The sequence below is a fragment of the Paenibacillus sp. JJ-100 genome, assembly GCF_948329825.1.
Lineage (GTDB): Bacteria > Bacillota > Bacilli > Paenibacillales > Paenibacillaceae > Paenibacillus.
This window is the reverse complement of the sequence record NZ_CAOJCM010000001.1, coordinates 604,139-626,749: the sequence shown is the minus strand read 5'-3', so window position 1 is coordinate 626,749 and position 22,611 is coordinate 604,139. Positions and strand designations below refer to the sequence as shown.

Annotated in this window: 21 protein-coding genes and 1 pseudogene; 4 read left to right on the top strand and 18 right to left on the bottom strand. The window is 46.3% G+C overall.

The window, feature by feature from the left end:
- Positions 1–34: 34 nt before the first annotated feature.
- The 11 genes from smc to PQG66_RS03050 all read right to left on the bottom strand — a co-directional run bounded on the left by smc (position 35) and on the right by PQG66_RS03050 (position 11,833).
- Positions 35–3,604 carry a chromosome segregation protein SMC gene (gene smc, locus PQG66_RS03100; protein WP_272034985.1) on the bottom strand — a complete coding sequence of 1,190 codons (3,570 nt, stop codon included), beginning with the start codon at positions 3,602–3,604 and terminating at the stop codon, positions 35–37.
- Between the two features lie 190 nt (positions 3,605–3,794).
- Positions 3,795–4,493, bottom strand: coding sequence for a ribonuclease III (gene rnc / locus PQG66_RS03095; protein ID WP_272034983.1), 699 nt, complete (start codon positions 4,491–4,493; stop codon positions 3,795–3,797).
- A gap of 13 nt (positions 4,494–4,506) precedes the next feature.
- On the bottom strand, positions 4,507–5,745 hold the full coding sequence (fabF, locus tag PQG66_RS03090) for a beta-ketoacyl-ACP synthase II (protein ID WP_272034981.1): 1,239 nt from the start codon (positions 5,743–5,745) through the stop codon (positions 4,507–4,509).
- A 176-nt stretch (positions 5,746–5,921) separates the two neighbouring features.
- Positions 5,922–6,155, bottom strand: a complete 234-nt coding sequence (gene acpP / locus PQG66_RS03085; protein WP_024630176.1) for an acyl carrier protein — start codon at positions 6,153–6,155, stop codon at positions 5,922–5,924.
- Positions 6,156–6,305: 150 nt separating this feature from the next.
- Positions 6,306–7,055 (bottom strand): 3-oxoacyl-[acyl-carrier-protein] reductase, encoded by a 750-nt coding sequence (gene fabG / locus PQG66_RS03080; RefSeq protein WP_272034965.1) that lies wholly within the window; start codon positions 7,053–7,055, stop codon positions 6,306–6,308.
- A gap of 132 nt (positions 7,056–7,187) precedes the next feature.
- On the bottom strand, positions 7,188–8,129 hold the full coding sequence (gene fabD, locus PQG66_RS03075) for an ACP S-malonyltransferase (RefSeq protein WP_272036441.1): 942 nt from the start codon (positions 8,127–8,129) through the stop codon (positions 7,188–7,190).
- Between the two features lie 26 nt (positions 8,130–8,155).
- Entirely contained in the window at positions 8,156–9,145 is a 990-nt protein-coding gene (locus tag PQG66_RS03070; RefSeq protein WP_272034963.1) for a beta-ketoacyl-ACP synthase III, read from the bottom strand.
- 8 nt (positions 9,146–9,153) lie between these two features.
- Entirely contained in the window at positions 9,154–10,149 is a 996-nt protein-coding gene (gene plsX, locus PQG66_RS03065; protein ID WP_272034961.1) for a phosphate acyltransferase PlsX, read from the bottom strand.
- A complete protein-coding gene (fapR, locus tag PQG66_RS03060) occupies positions 10,146–10,694 on the bottom strand; it encodes a transcription factor FapR (RefSeq protein ID WP_240036837.1) in 549 nt (182 codons plus the stop codon). The genes plsX and fapR overlap by 4 nt, the downstream gene beginning before the upstream one ends.
- Before the next feature lie 394 nt (positions 10,695–11,088).
- Positions 11,089–11,262 carry a 50S ribosomal protein L32 gene (rpmF, locus tag PQG66_RS03055; RefSeq protein ID WP_090923906.1) on the bottom strand — a complete coding sequence of 58 codons (174 nt, stop codon included), beginning with the start codon at positions 11,260–11,262 and terminating at the stop codon, positions 11,089–11,091.
- Between the two features lie 64 nt (positions 11,263–11,326).
- Entirely contained in the window at positions 11,327–11,833 is a 507-nt protein-coding gene (locus tag PQG66_RS03050; protein ID WP_272034954.1) for a YceD family protein, read from the bottom strand.
- Between the two features lie 510 nt (positions 11,834–12,343).
- Here PQG66_RS03050 and hmpA point away from each other — a divergent pair.
- Complete coding sequence (gene hmpA / locus PQG66_RS03045; protein ID WP_272034952.1) at positions 12,344–13,579, top strand: NO-inducible flavohemoprotein; 1,236 nt, start codon at positions 12,344–12,346, stop codon at positions 13,577–13,579.
- A gap of 353 nt (positions 13,580–13,932) precedes the next feature.
- Entirely contained in the window at positions 13,933–15,177 is a 1,245-nt protein-coding gene (locus tag PQG66_RS03040) for a nucleotidyltransferase (RefSeq protein ID WP_272034950.1), read from the top strand.
- Positions 15,178–15,308: 131 nt separating this feature from the next.
- On the opposite strand, the gene PQG66_RS03035 is transcribed toward PQG66_RS03040, so the two are convergent.
- Entirely contained in the window at positions 15,309–15,881 is a 573-nt protein-coding gene (locus PQG66_RS03035; RefSeq protein ID WP_272034948.1) for a YdeI/OmpD-associated family protein, read from the bottom strand.
- A gap of 216 nt (positions 15,882–16,097) precedes the next feature.
- On the opposite strand from PQG66_RS03035, the pseudogene PQG66_RS03030 reads away from it, so the two are divergent.
- Positions 16,098–16,399 (top strand): annotated as a pseudogene (locus PQG66_RS03030) (helix-turn-helix transcriptional regulator); the annotation flags it as partial.
- 339 nt (positions 16,400–16,738) lie between these two features.
- Here the strand turns inward: PQG66_RS03030 and PQG66_RS03025 are convergent.
- Complete coding sequence (locus tag PQG66_RS03025; protein WP_272034946.1) at positions 16,739–17,779, bottom strand: SepM family pheromone-processing serine protease; 1,041 nt, start codon at positions 17,777–17,779, stop codon at positions 16,739–16,741.
- Positions 17,780–18,096: 317 nt separating this feature from the next.
- Between PQG66_RS03025 and PQG66_RS03020 the strand changes: the two genes are divergently transcribed.
- Complete coding sequence (locus PQG66_RS03020; RefSeq protein WP_272034942.1) at positions 18,097–19,428, top strand: nucleoside recognition domain-containing protein; 1,332 nt, start codon at positions 18,097–18,099, stop codon at positions 19,426–19,428.
- Here PQG66_RS03020 and coaD read toward each other — a convergent pair.
- From coaD to PQG66_RS02995, 5 genes are all read right to left on the bottom strand, one after another.
- Complete coding sequence (gene coaD, locus PQG66_RS03015) at positions 19,406–19,912, bottom strand: pantetheine-phosphate adenylyltransferase (protein ID WP_272036437.1); 507 nt, start codon at positions 19,910–19,912, stop codon at positions 19,406–19,408. The two genes, PQG66_RS03020 and coaD, sit on opposite strands and share 23 nt — an antisense overlap.
- Position 19,913: 1 nt before the next feature.
- Positions 19,914–20,525 carry a 16S rRNA (guanine(966)-N(2))-methyltransferase RsmD gene (gene rsmD / locus PQG66_RS03010; protein WP_272034940.1) on the bottom strand — a complete coding sequence of 204 codons (612 nt, stop codon included), beginning with the start codon at positions 20,523–20,525 and terminating at the stop codon, positions 19,914–19,916.
- A gap of 276 nt (positions 20,526–20,801) precedes the next feature.
- Positions 20,802–21,689, bottom strand: coding sequence for an AraC family transcriptional regulator (locus PQG66_RS03005; RefSeq protein WP_272034938.1), 888 nt, complete (start codon positions 21,687–21,689; stop codon positions 20,802–20,804).
- Between the two features lie 199 nt (positions 21,690–21,888).
- Positions 21,889–22,179, bottom strand: coding sequence for a hypothetical protein (locus tag PQG66_RS03000; RefSeq protein WP_272034936.1), 291 nt, complete (start codon positions 22,177–22,179; stop codon positions 21,889–21,891).
- Between the two features lie 119 nt (positions 22,180–22,298).
- Entirely contained in the window at positions 22,299–22,604 is a 306-nt protein-coding gene (locus tag PQG66_RS02995) for a hypothetical protein (RefSeq protein WP_272034934.1), read from the bottom strand.
- Positions 22,605–22,611 lie beyond the last annotated feature (7 nt).

Here is a 22,611-nt window from a genome sequence, read left to right as displayed (position 1 = left end):
TCATGCTCTGTTAACATCACTACCTTGCAGCAAATCAGGCAATTTCAGCTTCTTCATCATCCAGTTTAACCGAAACGAGCTTGGATACTCCGCCCTCTTCCATCGTAACCCCGTATAGAACATCAGCTTCTTCCATCGTGCCCTTCCGGTGTGTAACAACAATAAATTGTGTTTGTTCAGAGAACTCGCGCAGATACTGGGCAAAACGAACAACGTTGGCCTCATCCAGTGCAGCTTCGACTTCATCCAGCACGCAAAATGGCACTGGTTTAACATGTAGAATTGCAAATAGCAGTGCCATGGCCGTTAAAGCCCGTTCTCCACCGGACAATAACTGCAGATTTTGCAGTTTCTTACCTGGTGGCTGCGCTACGATATCAATACCTGTTTCAAGAAGGCGCTCAGGATCCATCAGAACCAGGTCCGCACGTCCTCCGCCAAATAATTTCGTAAACACGGTGCCGAACTCACGACGAATGGCATCAAACGTAACTTTGAACCGCTTTGCCATTTCATCTTCCATTTCCCGGATCACCTGATAAAGTGTTGTTTTTGCTTCCACCAAATCATTCTTCTGTTCGTTCAGGAATTCATAGCGCTCATTCACTCGCTGGAATTCTTCGATTGCACCCAGATTCACATCACCAAGAGCGGAGATGGAACGTTTCAGCTTCTGGACCTCTGCCTGTGTACTCTCGACATCCTCCGGAACCGGGTAACGCTCTTTGGCAAGCTCATAGCCCAGCTCATATTCATCTGTCAGCTTGCGCAAAATATTTTCCAGCTCAACATCCAGACGATTAACCGATATCTCAGTCTGACGCATCTGCTCTTCCACAGCTTTGAGCTGAGTACGTTGCTCCTTCGTTTCACTCTCTGCCAGCTCCAGCTTCTTCGACAATTCACTGCGCGCGGCACGTTTGAAGTCCAGCTCCTGAGATGCATTTGCCTTTTTCAACTTGTATTCGTTCAGATCTTCAATCTGCTTCACACTGTCGGTCTGTGTTTTCTTGAAATCTGCTTCCATGGAAGCCAGTAACGTGCGATTCTGACGCAGATCTTTGACGAGTGATTCAACCTCTCGCTCTAATCTACGCAGCTGCTCTTCATTCGAAAAACGTTCCTGATCCAGCTTGCCTTCTCGTACTTTCAGTTCAGTCAGTTGCGTCTGTAACTCTTCTTTTGCAGACTCATTAGCCTTCCGGGCAAACTCTGCCGCATGAATGGCTCGATGAGTCGCTTTTTCCTCTTCCTCAAGCTGTGCGAGTTTTTTCTCTGCTTCGATCCGCGACTTGTCCAGTTCGTTGATTTCCTCAGTAAATCCATGCTTCTCCTGGCCCGCGACAGCAACTTGCTCCAAAACATGACGCAACTCATGTTCAACCTGCTTCATCTCCATGGTAGCCTGCTGTTCTGCATTACGGGTTTCATCCCCAGACTGACGAAGCTGATCCAGCTTGTCCTGACACTTCTCCAACTGTTCTTTTACATCGTCCACGCTGCGGCGCAATTTCTCGATCTGCTGCTCGGTATCCAATATATCCTGATCCAGCTGATCCAGTTGCCGCTTGCGACTGAGCAAGCTGCCATTTTTTTTGTGCTGACTGCCACCTGTCATGGAGCCCCCAGCATTAACCACGTCGCCTTCAAGAGTTACAACCCGAAAACGATATTGACAGCGTGCCGCAATTTTATTCGCAAACTCCAGCGTCTCTGCAATAATCACGTTGCCGAGCAAACTACCGATTATAGAGGAATACTTCTCGTCATACTGTACAAGTTCTGCACCAATGCCGACGAAACCATCCATACCCTCAATCATCGAACGCTCACTCGCACCGATAGCCCGTGGCCGGATCACATCCAGCGGCAAGAATGTTGCTCTCCCTAATTGACGCTGCTTAAGGAATGCAATGGCCTGTCTGGATACCGCCTCATTCTCCATGACAATATGTTGCAGCGCAGCCCCCATTGCCGTTTCGACTGCAAGCTCAACCTTTTCAGGAACTTTGACCAGTTCTGCCACTGCACCGTGTACACCGTTCAGTGTACCTTTACGTGCAGCTTTGAGCACTTCTTTTACACCCAGCATAAAACCGTCGAAGTCATCCTGCATTTCTTTCATCGTATCCCGTCGAGATACCTGGGCTTCACGTTTTTGCTCCCACTTCCGTACAGTGCTCCGGCTTTCTTCCAGAAGCTTTTGCAGAGACTGCAGTCGCTCACTTTCCGAGATGTAGCCACTACGCAGTTCACTAATTTCTTTACCTAATTGAACGACTTTTTTCTGAATTTCAGCTTTGCGAATTTCCAGCGTTTCTTTCTGTTCTTCCCATTTACCAGATTCCTCTGATGCACGATTCATTCTGCGCTCCAGTGTTTCTTTCTGCTGATCCACATACCGAATTTCGTTTCGTGCTTGTGCCATCTGATTCATCAGTTCCAGCAGGTTCCCTTTTAAGCTTTCCTCCTGCTGCTGACTTATTCCACCCGTAACACCGATAAGTTTGGCTTCTTCTTCGGATAGACGATTTTTCACATCCGCCAGTTCTTCCTCAATTTTGCCAAACTTCTCACGTAACGCAAGCAACTCTGCTTCGCGCTCCCGATGCCTTTCCTCGCTGATCGCCAGCGTTTCCTTCAGTTGCTCCTGATTCGCCTGCAGATGACGGGCACGCTCCCGAAGCAACTCACCAAGCCCTTCGCTTTTTTCCGTTGCCTCACTGAACTGCAACAACGTAGCTTGAAGCTCTTCCGTTTCTGCTTCCAGCAGACGCAGGGCATTGCGATCATTCTCCAGCTTCGCATCATGAGTTGATACAATTGCAGCCAGACCAACCTCTTCCTGTTTGAGCGATTCCAGACGTTCATTCGCTTTACTCCAGGAAGCATGAATCTGTTCAATCTGATATACATACATCGAAATTTCTTTCGATTTGAGTTCAGAGCGAAGTTGTTTGTAATGCATTGCTTTCTCGGATTGTTCCTTCAGCGGGCCAATCTGGTCTTCCAGTTCGGTCACAAGATCGTGAATACGCAGCAGATTCTGCTCCGTCTCATCCAGCTTGCGTGTCGCATCCCGTTTGCGTGATTTATATTTAACGATACCCGAAGCCTCTTCAAAAATCCCACGACGATCCTCGGAGCGGGTACTCAAAATCTCTTCAATTCGTCCTTGTCCAATAATCGAGTAAGCCTCTTTACCAATTCCTGTATCCATAAACAGTTCCGTAATATCTTTCAGACGACAGGATTGTTTATTAATAAAATATTCACTGTCCCCGCTGCGATGAACACGTCGGGTCACAGTCACTTCACCGAAATCCAAAGCTAATGCTTGATCTTCATTGTCCAGTGTAAGCGAGACCTCTCCGTAGTTGACCGCTTTACGTGCATCACTACCTGCAAAAATAACATCTTCCATTTTGCCGCCACGTAATGACTTGGCACTTTGTTCCCCCAGTACCCAGCGAATACCATCAGATATATTACTTTTACCACTACCATTTGGACCCACTACAGCTGTAATACCGCGAACGAACTCCATTTCAGTTTTGTCGGCGAATGACTTGAATCCACCCAATTCTATACGTTTCAAAAACATAGGGCTTCTCGTCACCTCCTCTTGCAAATTTCAAATATAGCATTTGGTTACCTCGTTTAAGATCCAAACGGATTCTCCGAGTCTCTTTACAAAAAGAAGAGCAAAAAGCAGTCCGGCCGAATAATTCCGCCGGGGCGGGCCCGCGGGCTGCTCTTTGCTCTTCGTTTGTCTAAGCTCTTTATGGTACCTTTCAGGCTTCCGGGAGCTTCAATCGTTCAAGCGCCGCAGCTGCTGCCTGTTGTTCCGCTTCTTTTTTGGAACGTCCAGTACCTCGGCCAAGCCGTTCTTGACCCATATGGACCTCCGAGACAAACTCACGTTCATGGGCCGGGCCCCGTTCTTCAACGATCCGATATTCCAGAGCCCCCATGTTATGATGCTGTGTGAGTTCCTGTAGCTCTGTTTTGTAGTCACTCATCTGCAGTTTGCTACCAACAACGATTAACGGAAAAACATGCCGTTCCAGAAATGCTCGCACAGGCTCAAGACCCTGATCCAGATATAATGCACCTATAAATGACTCGAACACATCCGCCAGAAGAGCTGGACGTGTACGCCCTCCGGTTAATTCCTCACCTTTTCCAAGAAGTACATATTGTCCAAAACTTAGCGCTTCAGCAAATTTGACGAGGGAAGGTTCACAGACAATAGATGCCCGCATCTTTGTTAGTTCTCCTTCCGGACGGTTAGGATACAGATGATACAAGTACTCCGATACAGTCAGCTCCAGCACAGCGTCCCCGAGAAACTCCAGACGCTCGTTATCCTGATGTTGACTGAATCGGTGTTCGTTTACATAAGAAGCATGGGTAAACGCTTGTTTTAGAAGCTGCCTGTTGTCAAATTTGATTTGAAGTTTTTGTTGTAACTGCTTCAGATCTTCACTCAAACGAACTAGCCCCTTATGCTTCAAATTTTTTGAGAATAATGGTGGCGTTGTGACCGCCGAAACCAAATGAATTGGACATTGTGACATTCACTTTGGTCTGACGTGGAACGTTAGGTACGTAGTCCAGATCACATTCAGGATCTTGGTCCTCCAGATTGATCGTTGGAGCCAGTGTCTGATGTGTCAGAGACAGACCGCAGATGACAGCCTCCACACCACCCGCAGCGCCAAGCATATGACCTGTCATCGATTTCGTCGAACTAACGGCGAGCTTGTACGCGTGATCTCCAAATGCCTTTTTGATTGCTAGAGTTTCGGAACGGTCACCCACAGGTGTTGACGTTCCATGCGCGTTGATATAATCCACTTCTTCCGGCTTAATGCCCGCGTTCCGAAGTGCCATTGTCATACAACGTGCTGCTCCATCTGGATCGGGTTCAGTCATGTGATGCGCATCCCCAGTCAAACCATAACCAATCACTTCACCATAGATTTTTGCGCCACGTGCTTGAGCATGCTCCAGAGATTCCAGAATCAGAATTCCTGCACCTTCACCCATTACAAATCCATCCCGACCTGTATCAAAAGGACGACTTGCTTTTGTAGGATCATCATTACGTGTTGACATGGCACGCATAGCACAAAAACCAGCAAGTCCGGTAGGTCTGATGGTTGCTTCTGCTCCACCGCAAATCATCGCATCCGCATCACCATTCGCAATCAACTTGAACGAATCTCCAATGGAGTGTGTTCCTGTTGCGCAAGCGGTAACCACGTTTATGTTCGGACCTTTGGCACCAAGTGAAATCGACATCTGACCAGAGGCCATGTTGGAAATCATCATTGGGATAAAGAATGGGCTGACACGTTTAGGACCTTTTTGCAGCAATGCATTATGCTGATCCTCCCAAGTTCCCAAACCGCCAATACCAGAACCTATAGATACGCCGAAACGCTCTGGGTCAATGTTTTCATTAATTTTCAGACCACTATCTTCCACCGCTTTGAATCCGGCAGCTACAGCAAATTGAACAAAACGGTCCATTTTGCGCGCGTCCTTACGATCCATGTACTCTTCCGGGTTGAAATCTTTGATCTCGGCTGCAATCTGTGTCGTGTATTCACTAACATCAAATGCCTCAATCTGAGAAATTCCGGACTTTCCTGCCATTAAACTGCCCCAGAACGTCTCTAAATCTTTTCCGAGCGATGTCATTACGCCCATTCCGGTAATTACGACTCTTTGTTTCAACCGACTCACCTCTATATCGACTGCATTACGCAAGTATTTTTGTGGGAATATCCGCAGACACGGTTGCTATACGCCAATCCATAGATCAGAGAAGCCCCTTGTCTGCGGGATGTGAAAAACCAATGAATGATGAGAAGTCCCGCCTGTTGAGAAACAGGAGCGGGACTGAATTGACTTTAGGTATGAGATTGTATGTAGTTTACAACTTCACCTACGGTCGTAATTTTTTCTGCATCTTCATCAGAGATTTCCAAATCGAATTCATCTTCCAATTCCATGACCAATTCCACTACATCCAAAGAATCAGCACCCAAATCTTCTTTGAAAGATGCTTCAAGTGTAACTTCAGCTTCGTCTGCGCCCAAGCGGTCGACGACGATGCGCTTTACACGCTCCAATACATCGGACATCCGGTTCACCTCCTCCTAGGTATTATACGAGAATCGCAGGCAAAATGCCATAGAAGACATATGCGGCTCCCGGCCGGGGAACCCGGCCTTTTCCGGCATTTCGGATCGTCCAGCACCTGTTCCCCGACTTTGAATCAAAGTCCAGGAAATTTACATGTACATGCCACCATCGACATGCAGTGTTTGACCTGTCATATAAGATGAAGCTTCTGATGCAAGGAATGTAACCACTCCAGCAATTTCTTCCGGCTGCCCCAGGCGGGATAACGGAATGCCACTAAGCATACCATCCACCAGCTCTTGAGACAATTCCTTGGTCATATCGGTTTCAATGAAACCAGGTGCAACACAGTTCACCGTAATTCCGCGAGAAGCGAGTTCACGAGCAGAAGCTTTCGTTAAACCGATAACTCCTGCTTTGGCTGCCACGTAGTTAGCTTGACCCGGATTACCTAGTACACCTACAACTGAGGAAATGTTAATAATTCTCCCTGAACGCTGCTTCATCATGGGACGTGTTACTGCCTTGAGACAGTTAAACACCCCTTTAAGATTCGTTTCAATGACTTGATCGAACTCTTCTTCTTTCATCCGCATGATGAGGTTGTCTCGTGTGATTCCAGCGTTGTTCACCAGAATATCGACATTCCCCCACGCTTCAAGCGTCGCTTTTACCATTTGTTCCGCTTCATCCATCTGACCTACATTGGCCTGGATCGTAATCGCCTGAACACCCTTCGCTCGAATCTCATCAGCTACCGCTTCTGCAGCAGCTTGACTACCAGCGTAGTTAACAGCAACATTTGCTCCGGCTTCTGCCAGAGCAAGAGCAATACTACGGCCGATCCCGCGGGATGCTCCAGTTACTAATGCATTTTTTCCTTCTAACGGTTTAGACATAACTCTTCCTCCTCTCCCTGAATCTACATCAGTTGAACCCAAGTTCTTCACACAAGCACTCCGATGACAAAATAACCTTACAATCGCTGTCTTCTCCGTTAAAGTGTAAATTAATAGTTCTACTTATGTGATTTAATTATTATTTTTCAGAGCAGCTGCGGTTGCTTCCAATGTTTCAAGATTGTTTACATTGTATAACTTTACGGTTTTATCTGTTTTTTTAATCAAACCGGTTAATACATTGCCTGAACCAATCTCAATAAATGTATCTACACCTTGTGCAATGAGCCATGTCACACTGTCTTCCCATAATACTGGAGAATAGACCTGAGTCGTAAGCAAATCCTGAAACTGTCCATCTTCAGCAGGTCTTGCGGTGACATTAGCTACAACCGGAATGCTGGCAGGTGAGAACGTGACAGTGCTCAGTTTATCAGCCAGTTTATCCGCAGCGCCTTTCATCAGCGAAGAATGGAACGGTCCACTCACTTCAAGTGCAATCGCGCGTTTTCCGCCTGCTTCTTTTACCCGTTCTGACACGGCAGCTACGCCCTCTTTTACACCAGAAATAACGATCTGCCCAGGACAGTTGATGTTGGCAAGTTCAACGGCATGACCACTCTCGGATACTTCACGGCAAAGCCCCCCTAGCGCTTCCCGATCCGCACCCAGCACAGCAGCCATCGCTCCCTGTCCACCCGGCACAGCCTCTTCCATATATTGACCACGTGCCCGGACAATCTGTACAGCATCCGTAAAGGTAAGAACACCCGCAGCTACAAGTGCGCTGTACTCACCCAGACTATGTCCTGCCACGTAATCTGCATGAATCCCTTTTTCTTTGAAAGCCTCAAGCAGCGCGGTGCTTGTTGTGAGTAGAGCCGGCTGTGTATTAGATGTCTGTTTCAACTCGGTCTCCGGACCTTCAAAGATCAGGTTGCTCAGCGAGAAGCCTAGCGCTTCATCAGCCGTGCGAAAAACGTCCCTGGATGCAGGAATAGATTCATATGCATCTTTGGCCATGCCTACGGCCTGAGAACCCTGTCCAGGGAATACAAAAGCAATTTTACCCATTTTCATTCATCCTCCAGCTGTCTAGTTTACCATACGAGTACGGATGCGCCCCAAGTCAAACCGCCACCGAATCCGACCATCAGCACGGTATCTCCAGCTTTCATACGGCCTTCTTCCGCTGCTTCAACCAGCGCAAGTGGAATGGATGCTGCCGATGTGTTCGCATACTTGTCTACATTGACAACCACTTTCTCTTCAGGAAGCTCCAGTCGCTGCATGGCCGATTGAATAATCCGCACATTAGCCTGATGTGGAACGAACAAATCAACATCCGTACGATCCATGCCCGCTTTGCGAAGGACTTCAATCGTTGCTGTACCCATGACACGAACAGCAAATTTAAACACTTCACGGCCGTTCATATAGATATAATGCTTTTTATTCTCAACCGTTTCCGCACTTGCTGGCAGACGTGAACCACCGCCTTCGATTTGAAGCAGGCTACCTCCTGCACCTTCTGCGCCAAGATCAAATGCTTTGAATCCGCGACCTTCAGGAACTTCACCAACAACGACAGCACCGGCTCCATCACCAAAAAGAACACAGGTGTTTCGGTCCGTATAATCGGTAATACGTGACAAACAATCTGCACCAATAACAAGCGCATTGTTGTACATGCCGCTTTGAATGAAACTGGTTGCCGTTGCAAGACCATATACAAACCCTGAACAAGCAGCGGACAAATCAAAAGCAGCAGCGCCTTTGGCACCCAGTTTATCCTGCAGAATGCAAGCTGTTGACGGGAAAGAGGAATCCGGTGTAATCGTAGCAACGATAATCAAATCGAGATCGCTGCCTGTCATACCTGCAGATTCAAGCGCTTTTAATGCTGCCTCATAGGCTAAGTCAGAAGTGGCTTGATCCGGTGCAGCAATATGTCGCTCCTTAATTCCTGTACGGCTGACGATCCACTCGTCATTCGTATCGACCATTTTTTCCAAATCACTGTTTGTCAAAATTTTCTCAGGCACATATTTACCTGTACCAATAATCCCTACCGGGCGCAAATTATTCATATCGTCACTCACTTCCCGCTAATTTCCTTAGATATGCTGTCCACCAGCTGGTTTTGTATTGCAATTCTTGCCTGACGCACGGCATTTTTGATCGCATTACCGTCCGCGGAACCATGGCTTTTCACAACTAGGCCACTCAACCCTAACAAAGGTGCGCCGCCATGCTCCGTATAATCAAGCTTGCTCTTTAATCCGCGCAATTCCGGCATCAGCACAGCTGCTGCCAGTTTATTTTTGAAAGATGAAGTAAACTTTTCTTTAAGTAGACCGAAAATAGCTCCTGCTGCACCTTCCAGTGATTTAAGCAGAATGTTGCCTGCAAACCCGTCACATACCAAGACATCGCAGGCACCAGTCAGGACATCACGTGCCTCTACATTCCCCACAAAACGGATGGGCATCTGTTCAAGTAACGGATAGGCCTGCTTGGTCAGCTCATTTCCTTTGCCAGGCTCGGTTCCGACATTGAGCAACCCTACCCTTGGAGATGCAATTCCCTGTACTTTTTGCCTGTATAAACTACCCATCAGCGCGTATTGTGCCAAATGTTCCGGTTTAGCATCCATGTTAGCGCCCAAGTCGAGTGCAAGCACGCCTACATCATCCATTGTAGGAATCATAGGTGCAAGCGCAGGACGTTCAATCCCGTTCATTCGACCCACAACGAGCAAACCAGCCGTCATTAGGGCCCCTGTATTACCTGCTGAGATCATAGCCTGGGCTTCGCCTTCTTTAACCATACGACCAGCTACAACCATGGAGGAATCTTTTTTACGTCTTACTGCCTTTACCGGCTCATCATCTGAACCAATCACTTCAGAAGCGTGCCGAACGCTCAGGTTGGCTGGTTGGGTGCCAGACTGACTTAAGAGAGGTTCAAGCTTAGCTTCATCACCAACGAGAACGATCTGTGTATCCGCCCATTCCAGTGCCGCAGCAACAGCTCCTTCTACAGTTGACGCAGGGGCATTATCGCCTCCCATGGCATCAATGACGATTTTCATTCCAAATGCCCTCCTTCTTTGCTGTCTTCTCCACCGGAGTGATAGATCACAAAGTTGCCTTGAAACACCATTTCTTCACCAACATAGGTGAACACTTCAACTTTAGCTTTTCCCTTCTGACCGGGAATAGATTTCACATAAGCCTTGGCAATACACTTTTCTCCTAAACGAACGGAACGAACAAAACGTATATCTGCCGAAGCCGTTAACGCAATTTCGTCATTAATGACAGCCACCGCCAGTGAATTCGCTTGTGCGAACACGTAATGCCCCCGAGCAATGCCCGTCCTCGAAAAAACATGTTCTTCTTTGATCTCAAACAAGGATATGCCGCTCTTATCCAGTTGCAAGTCCACGATATCACCGATAATTTCATGCAGGGGCAGTGAACGCACCTGATCATACGAGCGCTCTGCCATCAGTTTCATCCGTTCACGAAGCTCCGGAATTCCAAGTTCCAGTCTGTCGAGACGAATCGTCTGAATACTCACCTTCAATTGTCGCGTAAGCTCCTGATCGGTCACAAACGGATTCTCATCAATCATTTTGGTTAACTGCTGCTGTCTCTGTCTCTTGGGTAAACGCTCGATGCCTGACACCCCCTCGCTTTATCGTTTCCTGAACCGGCCTTTCGGTCAGATCAGTGTATCATGCCTTGCATTTCTCTATTTTCAACCTTTGATCACCCAAAGGTACGCTATAAAAGTTTATGTCGATCTGTATGTAACGTCAAATCTTAGAACCTGGTACTAAACAATAGTATATCGCATCCCTTGTCAAAAAGAAAGGCTGGGGTAACAAAAACACATCGATCCAGTATAGCATGAAGAAGCAAGCGTATTAGCGGCAGTCAATCTCTTTTAAACCTGCTATTCGTTCATTTCTTACAATAGAAAAGCAGCACCCCATTAAAATGAAGTGCTGCTTGTTGTCTAGCTATTATTGAGAGATAATCTCTCTTGCTTTGTACGTTCCGCACACTTTGCACACGTGGTGAGCAAGCTTCAATTCGCCGCATTGTTCACATTTCACCATGCCCGGTACAGCCAATTTAAAGTGAGTGCGACGTTTGTCGCGACGCGTCTTGGACGTTCTCCGTTGAGGTACTGCCATTATTCCCACCTCCTTATCAAAATCAACCTTTGCAGGTAGTGTTACGTTCGATTTTCAATCATGCTCATTTAAAAAAATCCTTGAGTCCTGCAAGCCGTGGATCAATAACCCGGTTATCACAACCGCAGTCACCTTCGTTTAGCTCGTGACCACACTTGGGACAGAGCCCCTTACATGTTTCACTACAGAGCGGCACGAACGGAAGATCCAGCAGAAAAGTTCCTTCGGCGTACTCTGTCAGATTAACGCTATCCTCATCCACATAGAGAGTGTCGTCGTCTTCAGATAATTCCTCCGGCTGTTTTCCCTGCTTGAATTGCTCATGAAAATCAATATGAAAATGTTCACTAAGTGGCTTCAGACAACGGGAGCACAACATGTCCATCCCAATCGTCAATTTGCCGTGAACATCCACAACGTCATCCTCTCTGCTCTCAGCAGATAAATCCGCGGTCAGCGGGGTGACGGCTGTGATATCTTGTCGGTTAGAAACCAGATGTTTGATATCCCACTGTTCGTTGAAGCGTACAGGGCGATCACTGGTTGCCACTTTACGAAATGACATTAACATGTTTAATCACTCCAAACGAAACCAATTTCATAAATAGATGTCCAACAATTGGCGGCAGTATACAGTTCAAGACGATCCTAATATGTGCTTTCATTCCTGACTGTATGTACGCTAACTGTCACTCGCTAAAGATTTATGAAATCGACTTAACAAACAAAAATCATTATACCGATTTTTCAAGAGGTTTGTCAACACTTTTAACTTTACACCCTATCGAACAAACGATAACTACGACGAAGACATCACATCTGATCAATTATAGACCTCCTGTAGCATAACTACAAGCGGTGTCTATGGTCTATTTTTTTTGCATTAAATCTCTTTTTATATCAGTCACCAATCGTTAACGAATGGTGTGATCTATATCACACATCCCGTTCCAGCCGCTGATATACTTGCAATACAACAATTCAAAAAGTAACATACACAAAATTTACTAATAGGTATTTTCATCTTCACGAGTATCCCTGCAGTGACATTATTTAGAATCATAATTAGGAGGTAAATCATATGTTAGATCAACACACGATCGACGTTATCAAATCTACGGTCCCTGTTCTAGAGGTTCACGGCGAAGCAATAACACGACATTTTTATCAAACGATGTTTACCGCTCACCCAGAATTACTGAACATATTCAACCATGCCAATCAGAAACAAGGTCGTCAGCAAGCTGCTCTTGCCAACATGGTGTACACCGCTGCCCTGCACATTGATAACCTTGGGGCTATTCTGCCAGCTGTTCGGCAGGTTGCTCATAAGCATCGTAGTCTCGATATTGTACCTGAGCAGTATACGATTGTTGGAACTTATCTGCTAAAAGCCATCAAAGATGTGCTGGGTGATGCCGCTACAGATGAAATCTTAACTGCATGGAGCGACGCCTATCAGGTGATTGCAAACGCCTTCATAGGTATAGAGCAAGATATGTATAATAAAGCGTCCAATCAAACAGGTGGATGGGACGGCTTCAGAACATTTCTGGTTGCCAAAAAAGTGAAGGAGAGCGAAGTCATCACTTCGTTTTATTTGACCCCTGAAGATGGCAAGTCTATTTCTTCCTATCAACCTGGACAGTATATCAGCATTAAAATTCAGCCAGAGGGACAAAATTACACACAGATTCGTCAGTATACCCTTTCTGATGCACCAGGCAAACCCTATTACCGTATATCTGTGAAACGTGAATCAGGAGAATTGGAACGTCCTGACGGGGTGATATCTAACTATCTTCATGATCACATTACAGAAGGTAGTGTGGTCGAACTCTCTGCTCCAGCTGGTGATTTCACATTGAATATGGAAGATTCTCGCCCTGTTGTGCTAGTGAGCGGCGGTGTAGGCTTAACACCCATGATCAGCATGTTGAATACACTAATCGAGTCGGAAGATCAGCGTCCAATCACTTTTTTACACGCTAATTTGAACGGCACTTCTCATGCTTTTCGCGATCATGTGAATCGTCTGTCACAAGAGCACCCTAACCTCAAGGCCTATTATTGTTACACGTCACCTGTTGATTCAGATCTGAAGGATGGACTGATATACAAAAAAGGATATATGGACGCTGCGTGGCTCTCTGAAGTTATTCAAGAACCTGATGCGAACTATTATCTGTGCGGCTCTGTGGCATTTATGCGTTCAGTATATGAAGAGCTTCTGTCCATTGGTGTCACACCAGAACACATTCATTATGAATTTTTCGGACCAAAGACCAGCCTCACTCCTGTTTCAGATCAAGTTTGATTACTTTTCACTCTCATGGATGCGGTCATTCTGGGATCGGCAGTATCGTCTATCCTATATTACAAGCAGTTTAGATGGTGAAAAAACGCTAGTTATAAGGTGCAGACCGTATCGAGAGATACTGTTTCTGTGCCTTTTTTTCATGATTTGCTCTTATTCAAGCTCTCCTCTATCATGGAAAAGGTTATAATTGATATATGGTTAACAGAGAATTTTGCAGTGATCTTACCCATAGATACCGTGAAAAATATCTTGAACGCATGAATCAGTAGTCTACATACAAATCTGAAATGAGCATGGACATGAAGCTTGTTCACACATCATCAACTAGAAGGAAAGGAGTCTATCTGTTCATGAGAGCTGTAGGTGTCATAGTCGAATACAATCCACTGCATAACGGGCATGTGCATCATCTGAATGAATCCCGGCGTCTTAGCGGAGCAGACGCCGTTGTTGCCGTGATGAGTGGCCCTTTTCTCCAGCGCGGCGAACCCGCCATCGTTGGTAAAAGGGCTCGCACCGAGATGGCGCTCCATGCCGGCGCCGATCTGGTGATTGAGTTGCCGGTCGCGTATGCGGTTCAACCGGCAGAGTGGTTTGCTTTTGGTGCGGTATCGCTGCTGCACCGCACAGGGGTTGTGGACTCGCTCTGCTTTGGCAGCGAGTCTGGCGACCTGGACAGCCTGCAGCGCATTGCGCTCGTGCTGGCTGATGAACCCGCAGCATTGCGTGAGAATATCGCGCAACGCCTGCGGGAGGGCGCCAGCTACCCCGCCGCGTATGCAGGCGCGGCGGCAGCGCTGGCGCCCGGCGGCGTCGATGCTCACGACGCCGCAGCACTGCTGGAGCAGCCCAACAATTCGCTTGGGCTGCACTACCTTATCGCGCTGCAACGAATTGGCAGCGCGATCCAGCCCTTAACGGCGGCACGTACCGGTGCCGCCTATCACCAGGCGACGCCCGGCCCGGGGGCGATCGCCAGTGCCACAGCCGTCCGCCGCTTGCTGCTGGCGGACGGGCCTGATGCCGCCGCTCCATATGTACCGGCGGCAACCCTTGCCATTCTTCAGCGCGAATGGCAGAGGGGACACGCTCCCATGCACTGGGAGCGTTTTGCACAGCCGCTGCTGCACATTGCGGCTACCCGTCGTGCCAGCGAGCTGGAACGCATCGCAGAAGTCACGGAAGGGTTGGAGCACCGACTTGTGCGCGTACTTGCCAAGATTCCAGAACCTTCCATTGAAGCTCTTCTAGATGCACTCAAAACAAGACGATACACTCGTACCAAACTGCAACGCCTGCTTACTCACCTGCTCCTGAATCACACCAAGGCTGAGTGTGCTCCAGAAGTACTCGCCACGGGACCCGGATATTTGCGAGTTCTGGGTTTTACGGGTAAAGGCCAGAGCTTGCTGAAGCAGATGAAACAAACCGCTTCCCTGCCTGTTATTCTGAAATCTTCAACGTATACGCATCCACAGCTGGAGCTAGACATTCAGGCACAGGCTGCATATGCACTCGCACATGTGACACATTACGAGCACAACATATCACGCGATATGTACAGTGATTATTATGATTCTCCCGTGAGAATCTGATGTTGAACGCTATATGCATCCTTCGTTAATCATATAGATGACACTCATCAAAAATCCCTTGCCTAAGCCGATTGGCTGTCGAGACAAGGGATTTTTTGATTTCTTTGTTTTGAATTCTTTGTTATGACTTCTTATGAACGTTCTAACAAACGCCCGTTATCATTCCATTGCCCATAGATTTTATTTTCTCTGGTGTTAGCAATCAATTTATCTAATCTGCTTCTGAATAATTCCGGTTGATCTTTAACGCTTTGTATCGTGTCAATCCGAACGCGTTGATAGAGATCCGGGAAGGCCTTGAAATTATCGTATACTTTCTTTTCCTCTTTTAGCCGCTTCTCTATAACAGGATCGATCTGAAAAGAAGCATAATCCATATCCGGAAGCACTCTTCTTCCTTCATCTGTCATCAAAGATAGCTTTTCGAGACGACGGACACGTTCTTTATTCAATTCAGTCCACGAACTTTTCGGATTTCGTGGAGATAGTCTTTGAGCCAGTTCCGTTTCGGATCGTTTCTTCTTGATTCCGTCAATCCATCCAAAGCACAAAGCTTCCTCAACTGCATCCAAATATAAAATCGTATCCGATCGAGGTGTCATACTCACCAAAACCCAGCAAAACGTTTCAGTCTTACTATTTTCCTGTAGCCAAAACCTTAATTCTTCTCTGGATTTTGCAGAAATGATATGGTCTATTTTCATATTAAACACCATTACCCTTCTCAATCATATTATTCATTCCTCAATTCATATGAACTCTGTCTAATTTTAACTTGGGAACGTTAACTTTGAGCATGATCGAGGAAAAAAGCTAGCCATTAAGTAAGATCTCCTTCTTGTTATATACGTAGTATAATTTAGAAAAGGTGACATCTATATGTCAGTGTTTAATAGGGAGGTATAAAAAGAGGGTAACGAGTGGATAAAGTCAAGCGATTAATCTCCACCATTATGATTTTTCTGAAAAAGGACGTCGTATCCACTAGAGAATTTGCACAATTTTCAACGTTTCCAAGCGAACTATTCTTCATGATATGAGAACATTAAGTTTATCCAACATCCCAATCTACTCGGTCCTTGGAATTCACGGCGGTTATGGCATTCTAGATGAGCACAAGGCGGACACCCGTCTTTTAAGCAACGCTGACTTGAAAATTACTTTGACTGAGCTCGGCGGACTGGGACAAATTTTGTTCAGCGAGGAAGTTGAAATAACGATCAATCTCTGGCGAGTTTTGGAACAAACCTAAAGGTTGTGGAACCACAGGCTTATGTAGAAGAATTTCGAGGATATTTGCATGCAATGGTGAAGCAATAAGTCAAAAAAAACTCCCCATGACTTTAACTTTGACAATATACAGATTTACAGGGTTATCATATGTAGCACCCGTTAACTCAATAAAAAGCAGCCGATCACATGGATCAGCTGCTTTTTTGGTGTTTACGAGCTATCGTTTCCTGCTTCCATCATTCCCGCATTTCTGCTGGCATAGATTCGTGTATCCTGACCATCTATGCCCTCGTTCTCCTCACCTTTTATCTGAGAGGCGGCATTTATCTTATGATTTCACAGATAACGTATTCAGATATGTCAACGCATCATCAAGATTACTTACAGGTACAAGTTTCATTGGGGTATTTATTTCTTTCGCTTTAGCCTCGGCTTCTTTGTAATTATTTTCAGGCACAAAGAAGATTTCGGCTTTTTTACGGTCGGCAGCAACAATTTTATGCTTAACACCGCCGATCGCTCCTACTTCACCATTTTTCGTAATTGTGCCTGTGCCCGCAATCCGGTGTCCTTTGGTCAGATCGCCCGGAGTTAACTGATTGTATATCTCCAGCGTAAACATCAGACCAGCAGATGGCCCGCCCACCTGCGTACTTGAGAATGTGATCTGTTTATTTGGATCTTCCGGTTTCACCTTTTGCACTGCACCAATCATTACCCCGAGTCCCGTTCGCGTCTTTCCTGTCTTGCTGTCTTTGACCTCAACTAGCGTCACATCCCGGCTAATCGTTTCACCGCCGCGCTCCAGCTGCATCTCCACGGTATCTCCAGCCTTTTTCCCCTCCAGCTGATTGGCAAGCACCGTATTATCTGGTGTAGCTGTACCGTCTACACCTAGAATAATGTCCCCCGGTTCAATGTCTCCATCTGGCTTCGGATTCTCCGAAAGTCCAAACACAAAGATGTGTTCAGGCACAATAGAGTATGCTATACCCGCCTTCTCATAAGCTGCCTCCATCGCGGACGATTGAGAATCACTCATGAACCAGACCTGTTCAGCCGAATATTCTGCCTCGCTTTTGCCGCGTAAACGGTCTTCCTTTTTATCCACTTGCGCATTGTTATCAAACCACGAGGTTCCAAGCATAAACAGATTCGCATACGTAGCCGACACCGTTGTCATCATGAATACGCCTTTCTCGTCTTGATCACCATCTTTAACGGTAACCATGGGTTTCACTTCATCCGCACTGCCAGGCTTATATATAATATATGGCGTTGGCATGTATACCGTAAGATAGACGATTAGAGCTACTACGATCACATAGATCGAAGCTCTGAAACCGCTCGACTTTCGCAATCGATTCATCTCATGAGCCTCCGTTCTTCGTATCTCTTCAAGCTGAACCAAGCCCCCTCACTGAAAATGCCGCATTCGTACAGCCCCATCTTCAGATGAGTTTCCAGGGTGTTTCACAAGGTTTGCTTCATGTAATATATTGTTCTTCAATCCTGATAATCTTTCCAATCCAAGTCTAACCTTCTACTGGTCCTGCATACAATGGTACAGGCCGGATAGGCCGCTGCACCAATGGCTGTCTGGTCAAGGCCGAACCGTCTGCGGACGCGATTCGGCCGTCCACTATAATTCCCATGCCCATCAGTCAAGAGATAATAAGAGGTGAAATGATGACCACAACAAGTGAGGTTCGAAGTTCGGGTATGGTACGAACCATATTTCTGAGCAGCAGTGCGTTAATACTTGTTATTGCAGTAGTCGCATCTCCCAAAGAAGCGTTTGATGCCTCAATTCAAGGACTGGATATCTGGTGGAAAATTGTTTTTCCAGCATTGCTTCCATTCCTGATGCTATCCCAAATGCTGACAGCGTTTGGTTTTACCCACGCAATGGGAGTGCTGCTCGAGCCTTTAATGCAGCGTGTGTTCAAATTGCCCGGCCATACTGGCTTCGCCCTGGCGGTAGGCATGTGTGGAGGCTTTCCAGCCGCTGCTGATGCTGTATCTAGATTAGTTCAGGAGAAACAAATGACCGCCAGAGAGGCGGTTATCGTTGCGGCTGCAGCTCATTTTGCCAACCCTATGATGATACTACTCGTGGTTGGGGGTGCTTTTCTTCATCAACCTGCCGCAGGTTATTTTCTACTCATTATACACTGGATTAGCGGCTGGATTGCTGCCGCTGTTGCCGTTCGTGTGATTCCAGCGACCCTTAAAAAAAATCTCTTGTCAGACTTCACATTAAACAATGAGAAAATGAATTCAACAGCACAAAATCATAAACAAGGACTACATAACCAACCGTCTTCCTTACCTTTGTCATCACGAAAACCGCCTCTCGGGTCGCGGATGTTGCTCGCAGCCAGAGAAGCACATCATCGAGATGCGCGAAGTTTTGGCAAATTGCTGGGGGATACTGTATCTCAAGCGGTACAGACACTCTTGTTAATCGGAGGATACATCATCGTGTTTGCTGTATTTATCCGATTACTCTCACTCTATCTGACTCCCGGCATTTCAGCTGCATTCTGGTCTTCCGTGCTGGAGCTTCACCTGGGCACTTACCACATCAGCAACACGACACTAGCTCCAGCAATACTCATGGCGCTTCTAGCAGGGGCACTCGGCTGGGGTGGGCTATGCTCGCATTTACAAGTCTCATCGTTGTTAAGAACAGCCATCCCTGGGCTGCAATCGATGCTCTTTTTCGTTACCGTCCGATTAGGACATGGGTTAACTGCCTTTGGTCTTACCCTCTGGTTGTGGGAACCATTTAGCCGAACGGCCACAGAAGTATGGACTACATGGCAGACTGGTGCAGTGAAGCACTCAGACTCTTTATTCTCATGGCCATTCCTTTATTCTTTAGACACCACGAGTACGTTACAAATGATCTGGAGCACCTTCCCTGCAGCAGCCTTAAGCCTCGCTTTGCTTCTCGGAGTGATGATCGGTCTTTCAGGCCTTACTTTATGGATTAACCGCCTGTTTTTTCGCTGATCTTCTGACGAAGCGCAGCTTCAACTTCAGGCGATACCAGATCCGTTACATCCCCGTGGTAGTGGGCAATTTCTTTGACGATACTGGAGCTGAGGTAGGAGTATTTCGGATTGGTCATCATAAAAATCGTTTCAGCATCGGGGTTCAATTTGCTATTGGTCGAAGCAAGCTGCAGTTCATACTCAAAATCGGTGACCGAGCGGATGCCGCGAACGATAACCTGCGCTTCCTTTTGCCGCACATAATTAGCCGTCAAATCACGGAAGCTATCGACCTCCACGTTAGGCAGGTGGCTAGTTACCGTATGGATCAGGTCTTTGCGCTCCTCTACCGTGAACAGCGGATTTTTACTCATATTGTTCAATACTGCGACAATCACACGATCAAACTGCTTCGATGCTCTCGCAATAATGTCAAGATGTCCCATCGTTACGGGATCAAAGCTTCCTGGATATACGGCAATGCGTTCCTGCCGCTGGATCATTTCAGTCATGAGGAGCCTCCTCTTCCGTGTTGCTGCAATCTTCTGCGTCTTCTACTGCACCAGGTACATAATCGTAAATGGATACAGCCGTCTCCCCATACACCGCTTTGCGTGTTTGCTCAAACGGCCCAAATTGCTCAGGGTATTCATGTTTGGACTCATATTCCAGCACGATCGTTGCACCCTCTCCAAGCAGTTCCAGTTCGTGCATCGATAACATTAACTCGTGTCCATTTTTCAACCGATAGGGCGGATCAAGAAACACCAGATCAAACGTTGTGTTCCGCTTGGCCAGCGCTTTGAGCGCACGACCAGCATCATTACGATATACAGCCGCCTGATCCTCCAGCTTCGTAGCCTTTAGATTTGTGCGAATCACTTCGATACTTTTGGGTTCCAGATCAACAAAAACAGCCTTGTCCATGCCGCGGCTGAGTGCTTCGATCCCGAGACCTCCACTGCCTGCGAACAGATCCAATGCTGCTCCGCCCTCAAAATAAGGACCAATCATACTAAATAACGCTTCCTTCACCTTATCGGTAGTCGGTCGCGTACCTGTGCCGGGAACAGCCTTCAGCGGTCTGCCCTTCGCACTCCCAGATACCACTCTCACGAATGTGTCACCTTTTCTCTTTAAGTAAGTTTTTGATATAGCTATCGTACCACACTCCGGTTCCGTTTGAAAAATACTGTTGACGGATATGTATAAAAAGGAAACCCTTGGGCCATTCTATAATTATCGACATCACAAGTGTCGTAGACAACCGCGGAGAAGACTTACGTTTCCCCATAAGCTCTTCGTCCGGTTTCTCCTCTCCCATGAAAAAGAAGCTCTCGAAAGAGGGCTTCTTTTTGTTATTGGAACGTGGAATGCGCACCATTTCTTATATCATTGCATACCTCTGCTTTTTTTACGAACTGGAATCCAAACTTCAGTGATGAAATCCTGATGCTGATCATCCACCCAATGATATTTCTCTATACAGGGTCCCTCTACTTGCTCAAAACTTGTTGACGGGAACCACTCGGTGTAGATTCGTTTCCAAACATTCATAATACTTAAATCAATCTCGACATCATCTGTCATCGTTCCGCGAGTGTCAAAAACCGCATAAGTTTGATCAGGTATATGAAGAACGGTAAACCCATCCGGAACCTGAATACCCTCTGGCGCTTCTGCTCCCATTAAATAACGCTTCGAACCATCCTCAGCAAAATCATAATGATAACCATATAGCAATGTTCCATCCGGTCTCTCTAACAACTCGAGTATCTGATCATGAGTCCCATCTTTCCAAATTCCCTCCACAAATACAGGGATCTCCTTGAACGCATCCTCATGGAGGATAATGCTTTTTCCAAACACAATAGATCCCTTTTCCTCAACCATTCGATAATTCATCTCTGTTTCCCCTCTAACCTGAATTTGAAAGGAGATTCGAGGGAATGCTTTTAGTTTCACATTCATTTTCCTGGCTTCAACCGGTGTTACCCCATGCATTCTTTGAAATGCTTTCGTAAAAGACGCCGGGCTGTCATAACCATACTTCAGCGCAGTATCAATGACTTTACAGTTCGTTCCCACTAATTCCTGTGCCGCTAGCGTAAGCCTCCGGTTTCTCACGTATTGGGTTATGGTCACACCAGTTACTGCATGAAACATTCGCTGAAAATGATATTTCGAACTCATTGCTGCCTTGGCAATGTCATCAACCTCAATCGGTAAGTGTAAATGTTGTTCCACGTAATCAATAGACTGGTCAAGCAGTTTAAACATCTCCAGAAACCCTCATCTCCTTTCTTCTACAGTGTAAAAGAACCCTTGAGCATCTTCTTGTTCAGAAATGCTATCATTTGTCTATTCATACTGAAAAGAGATGACCTTCGATATGTAATTCTTTATATTATCTTCCTAATAAAACATAAAGAAAACCGACTTATAAGTCGGCAGTTTGCAACTCGTCTCCACAACAACTTTAAGTACATTCTCGTTTAAGGCGTTCTCTTTCTTTTCGATTCGAGATACGCATATTAATCAGTGGTACGAGAAGCAATACAGACGGCAAGAACGTAGAAGATGATCCCGATCTGATCGTAGAGAAAGCAACAAAAATTAGCGCAAGCCAAGTTATAGTTTCCATAATCTCCAACTTAGTTAAAGTCACTTTAAATGCTTTTTTTGAAATGATGCGAATCAGAAAATAAGCAATAAGACTATAAATAGCTAACATCCCTAGCAATGCCAGAGCAACGAGCAACATCATCATCTTTAGATCACTCGATTCATCATTTTTTCCTTAATTTTACTACAAAAAGATAACGATGTCTCTTATAGATGAATGCCCATGTATCTTCAAACTTGTTACTATATGTCGTACGATCCAGATTACTTCTCTTCCGTCACAATCGTTGCATTGTAGATCACAACTCGTTTGCCGTTCAGGTCAAACAGTACTTTGTTGCCATACTCCGTATCCTGTACATCAATCTTGCCTTCGTACGTCTGAATCAGCTCACCCGAATTGCTATACACCTTCACTACACGTTCTAAGCCACCCGCATTGTTGGATCTCATCGTTTTCAGCGCACGTTCACCGGAAGCCGTATTGAAATACCATATTAATGATCCAACAATGATGCCCAGAACGGCCAGCACCGTCACCCATACTCCAGCTTTTGCTTTTTTGCTCATTCTGTCC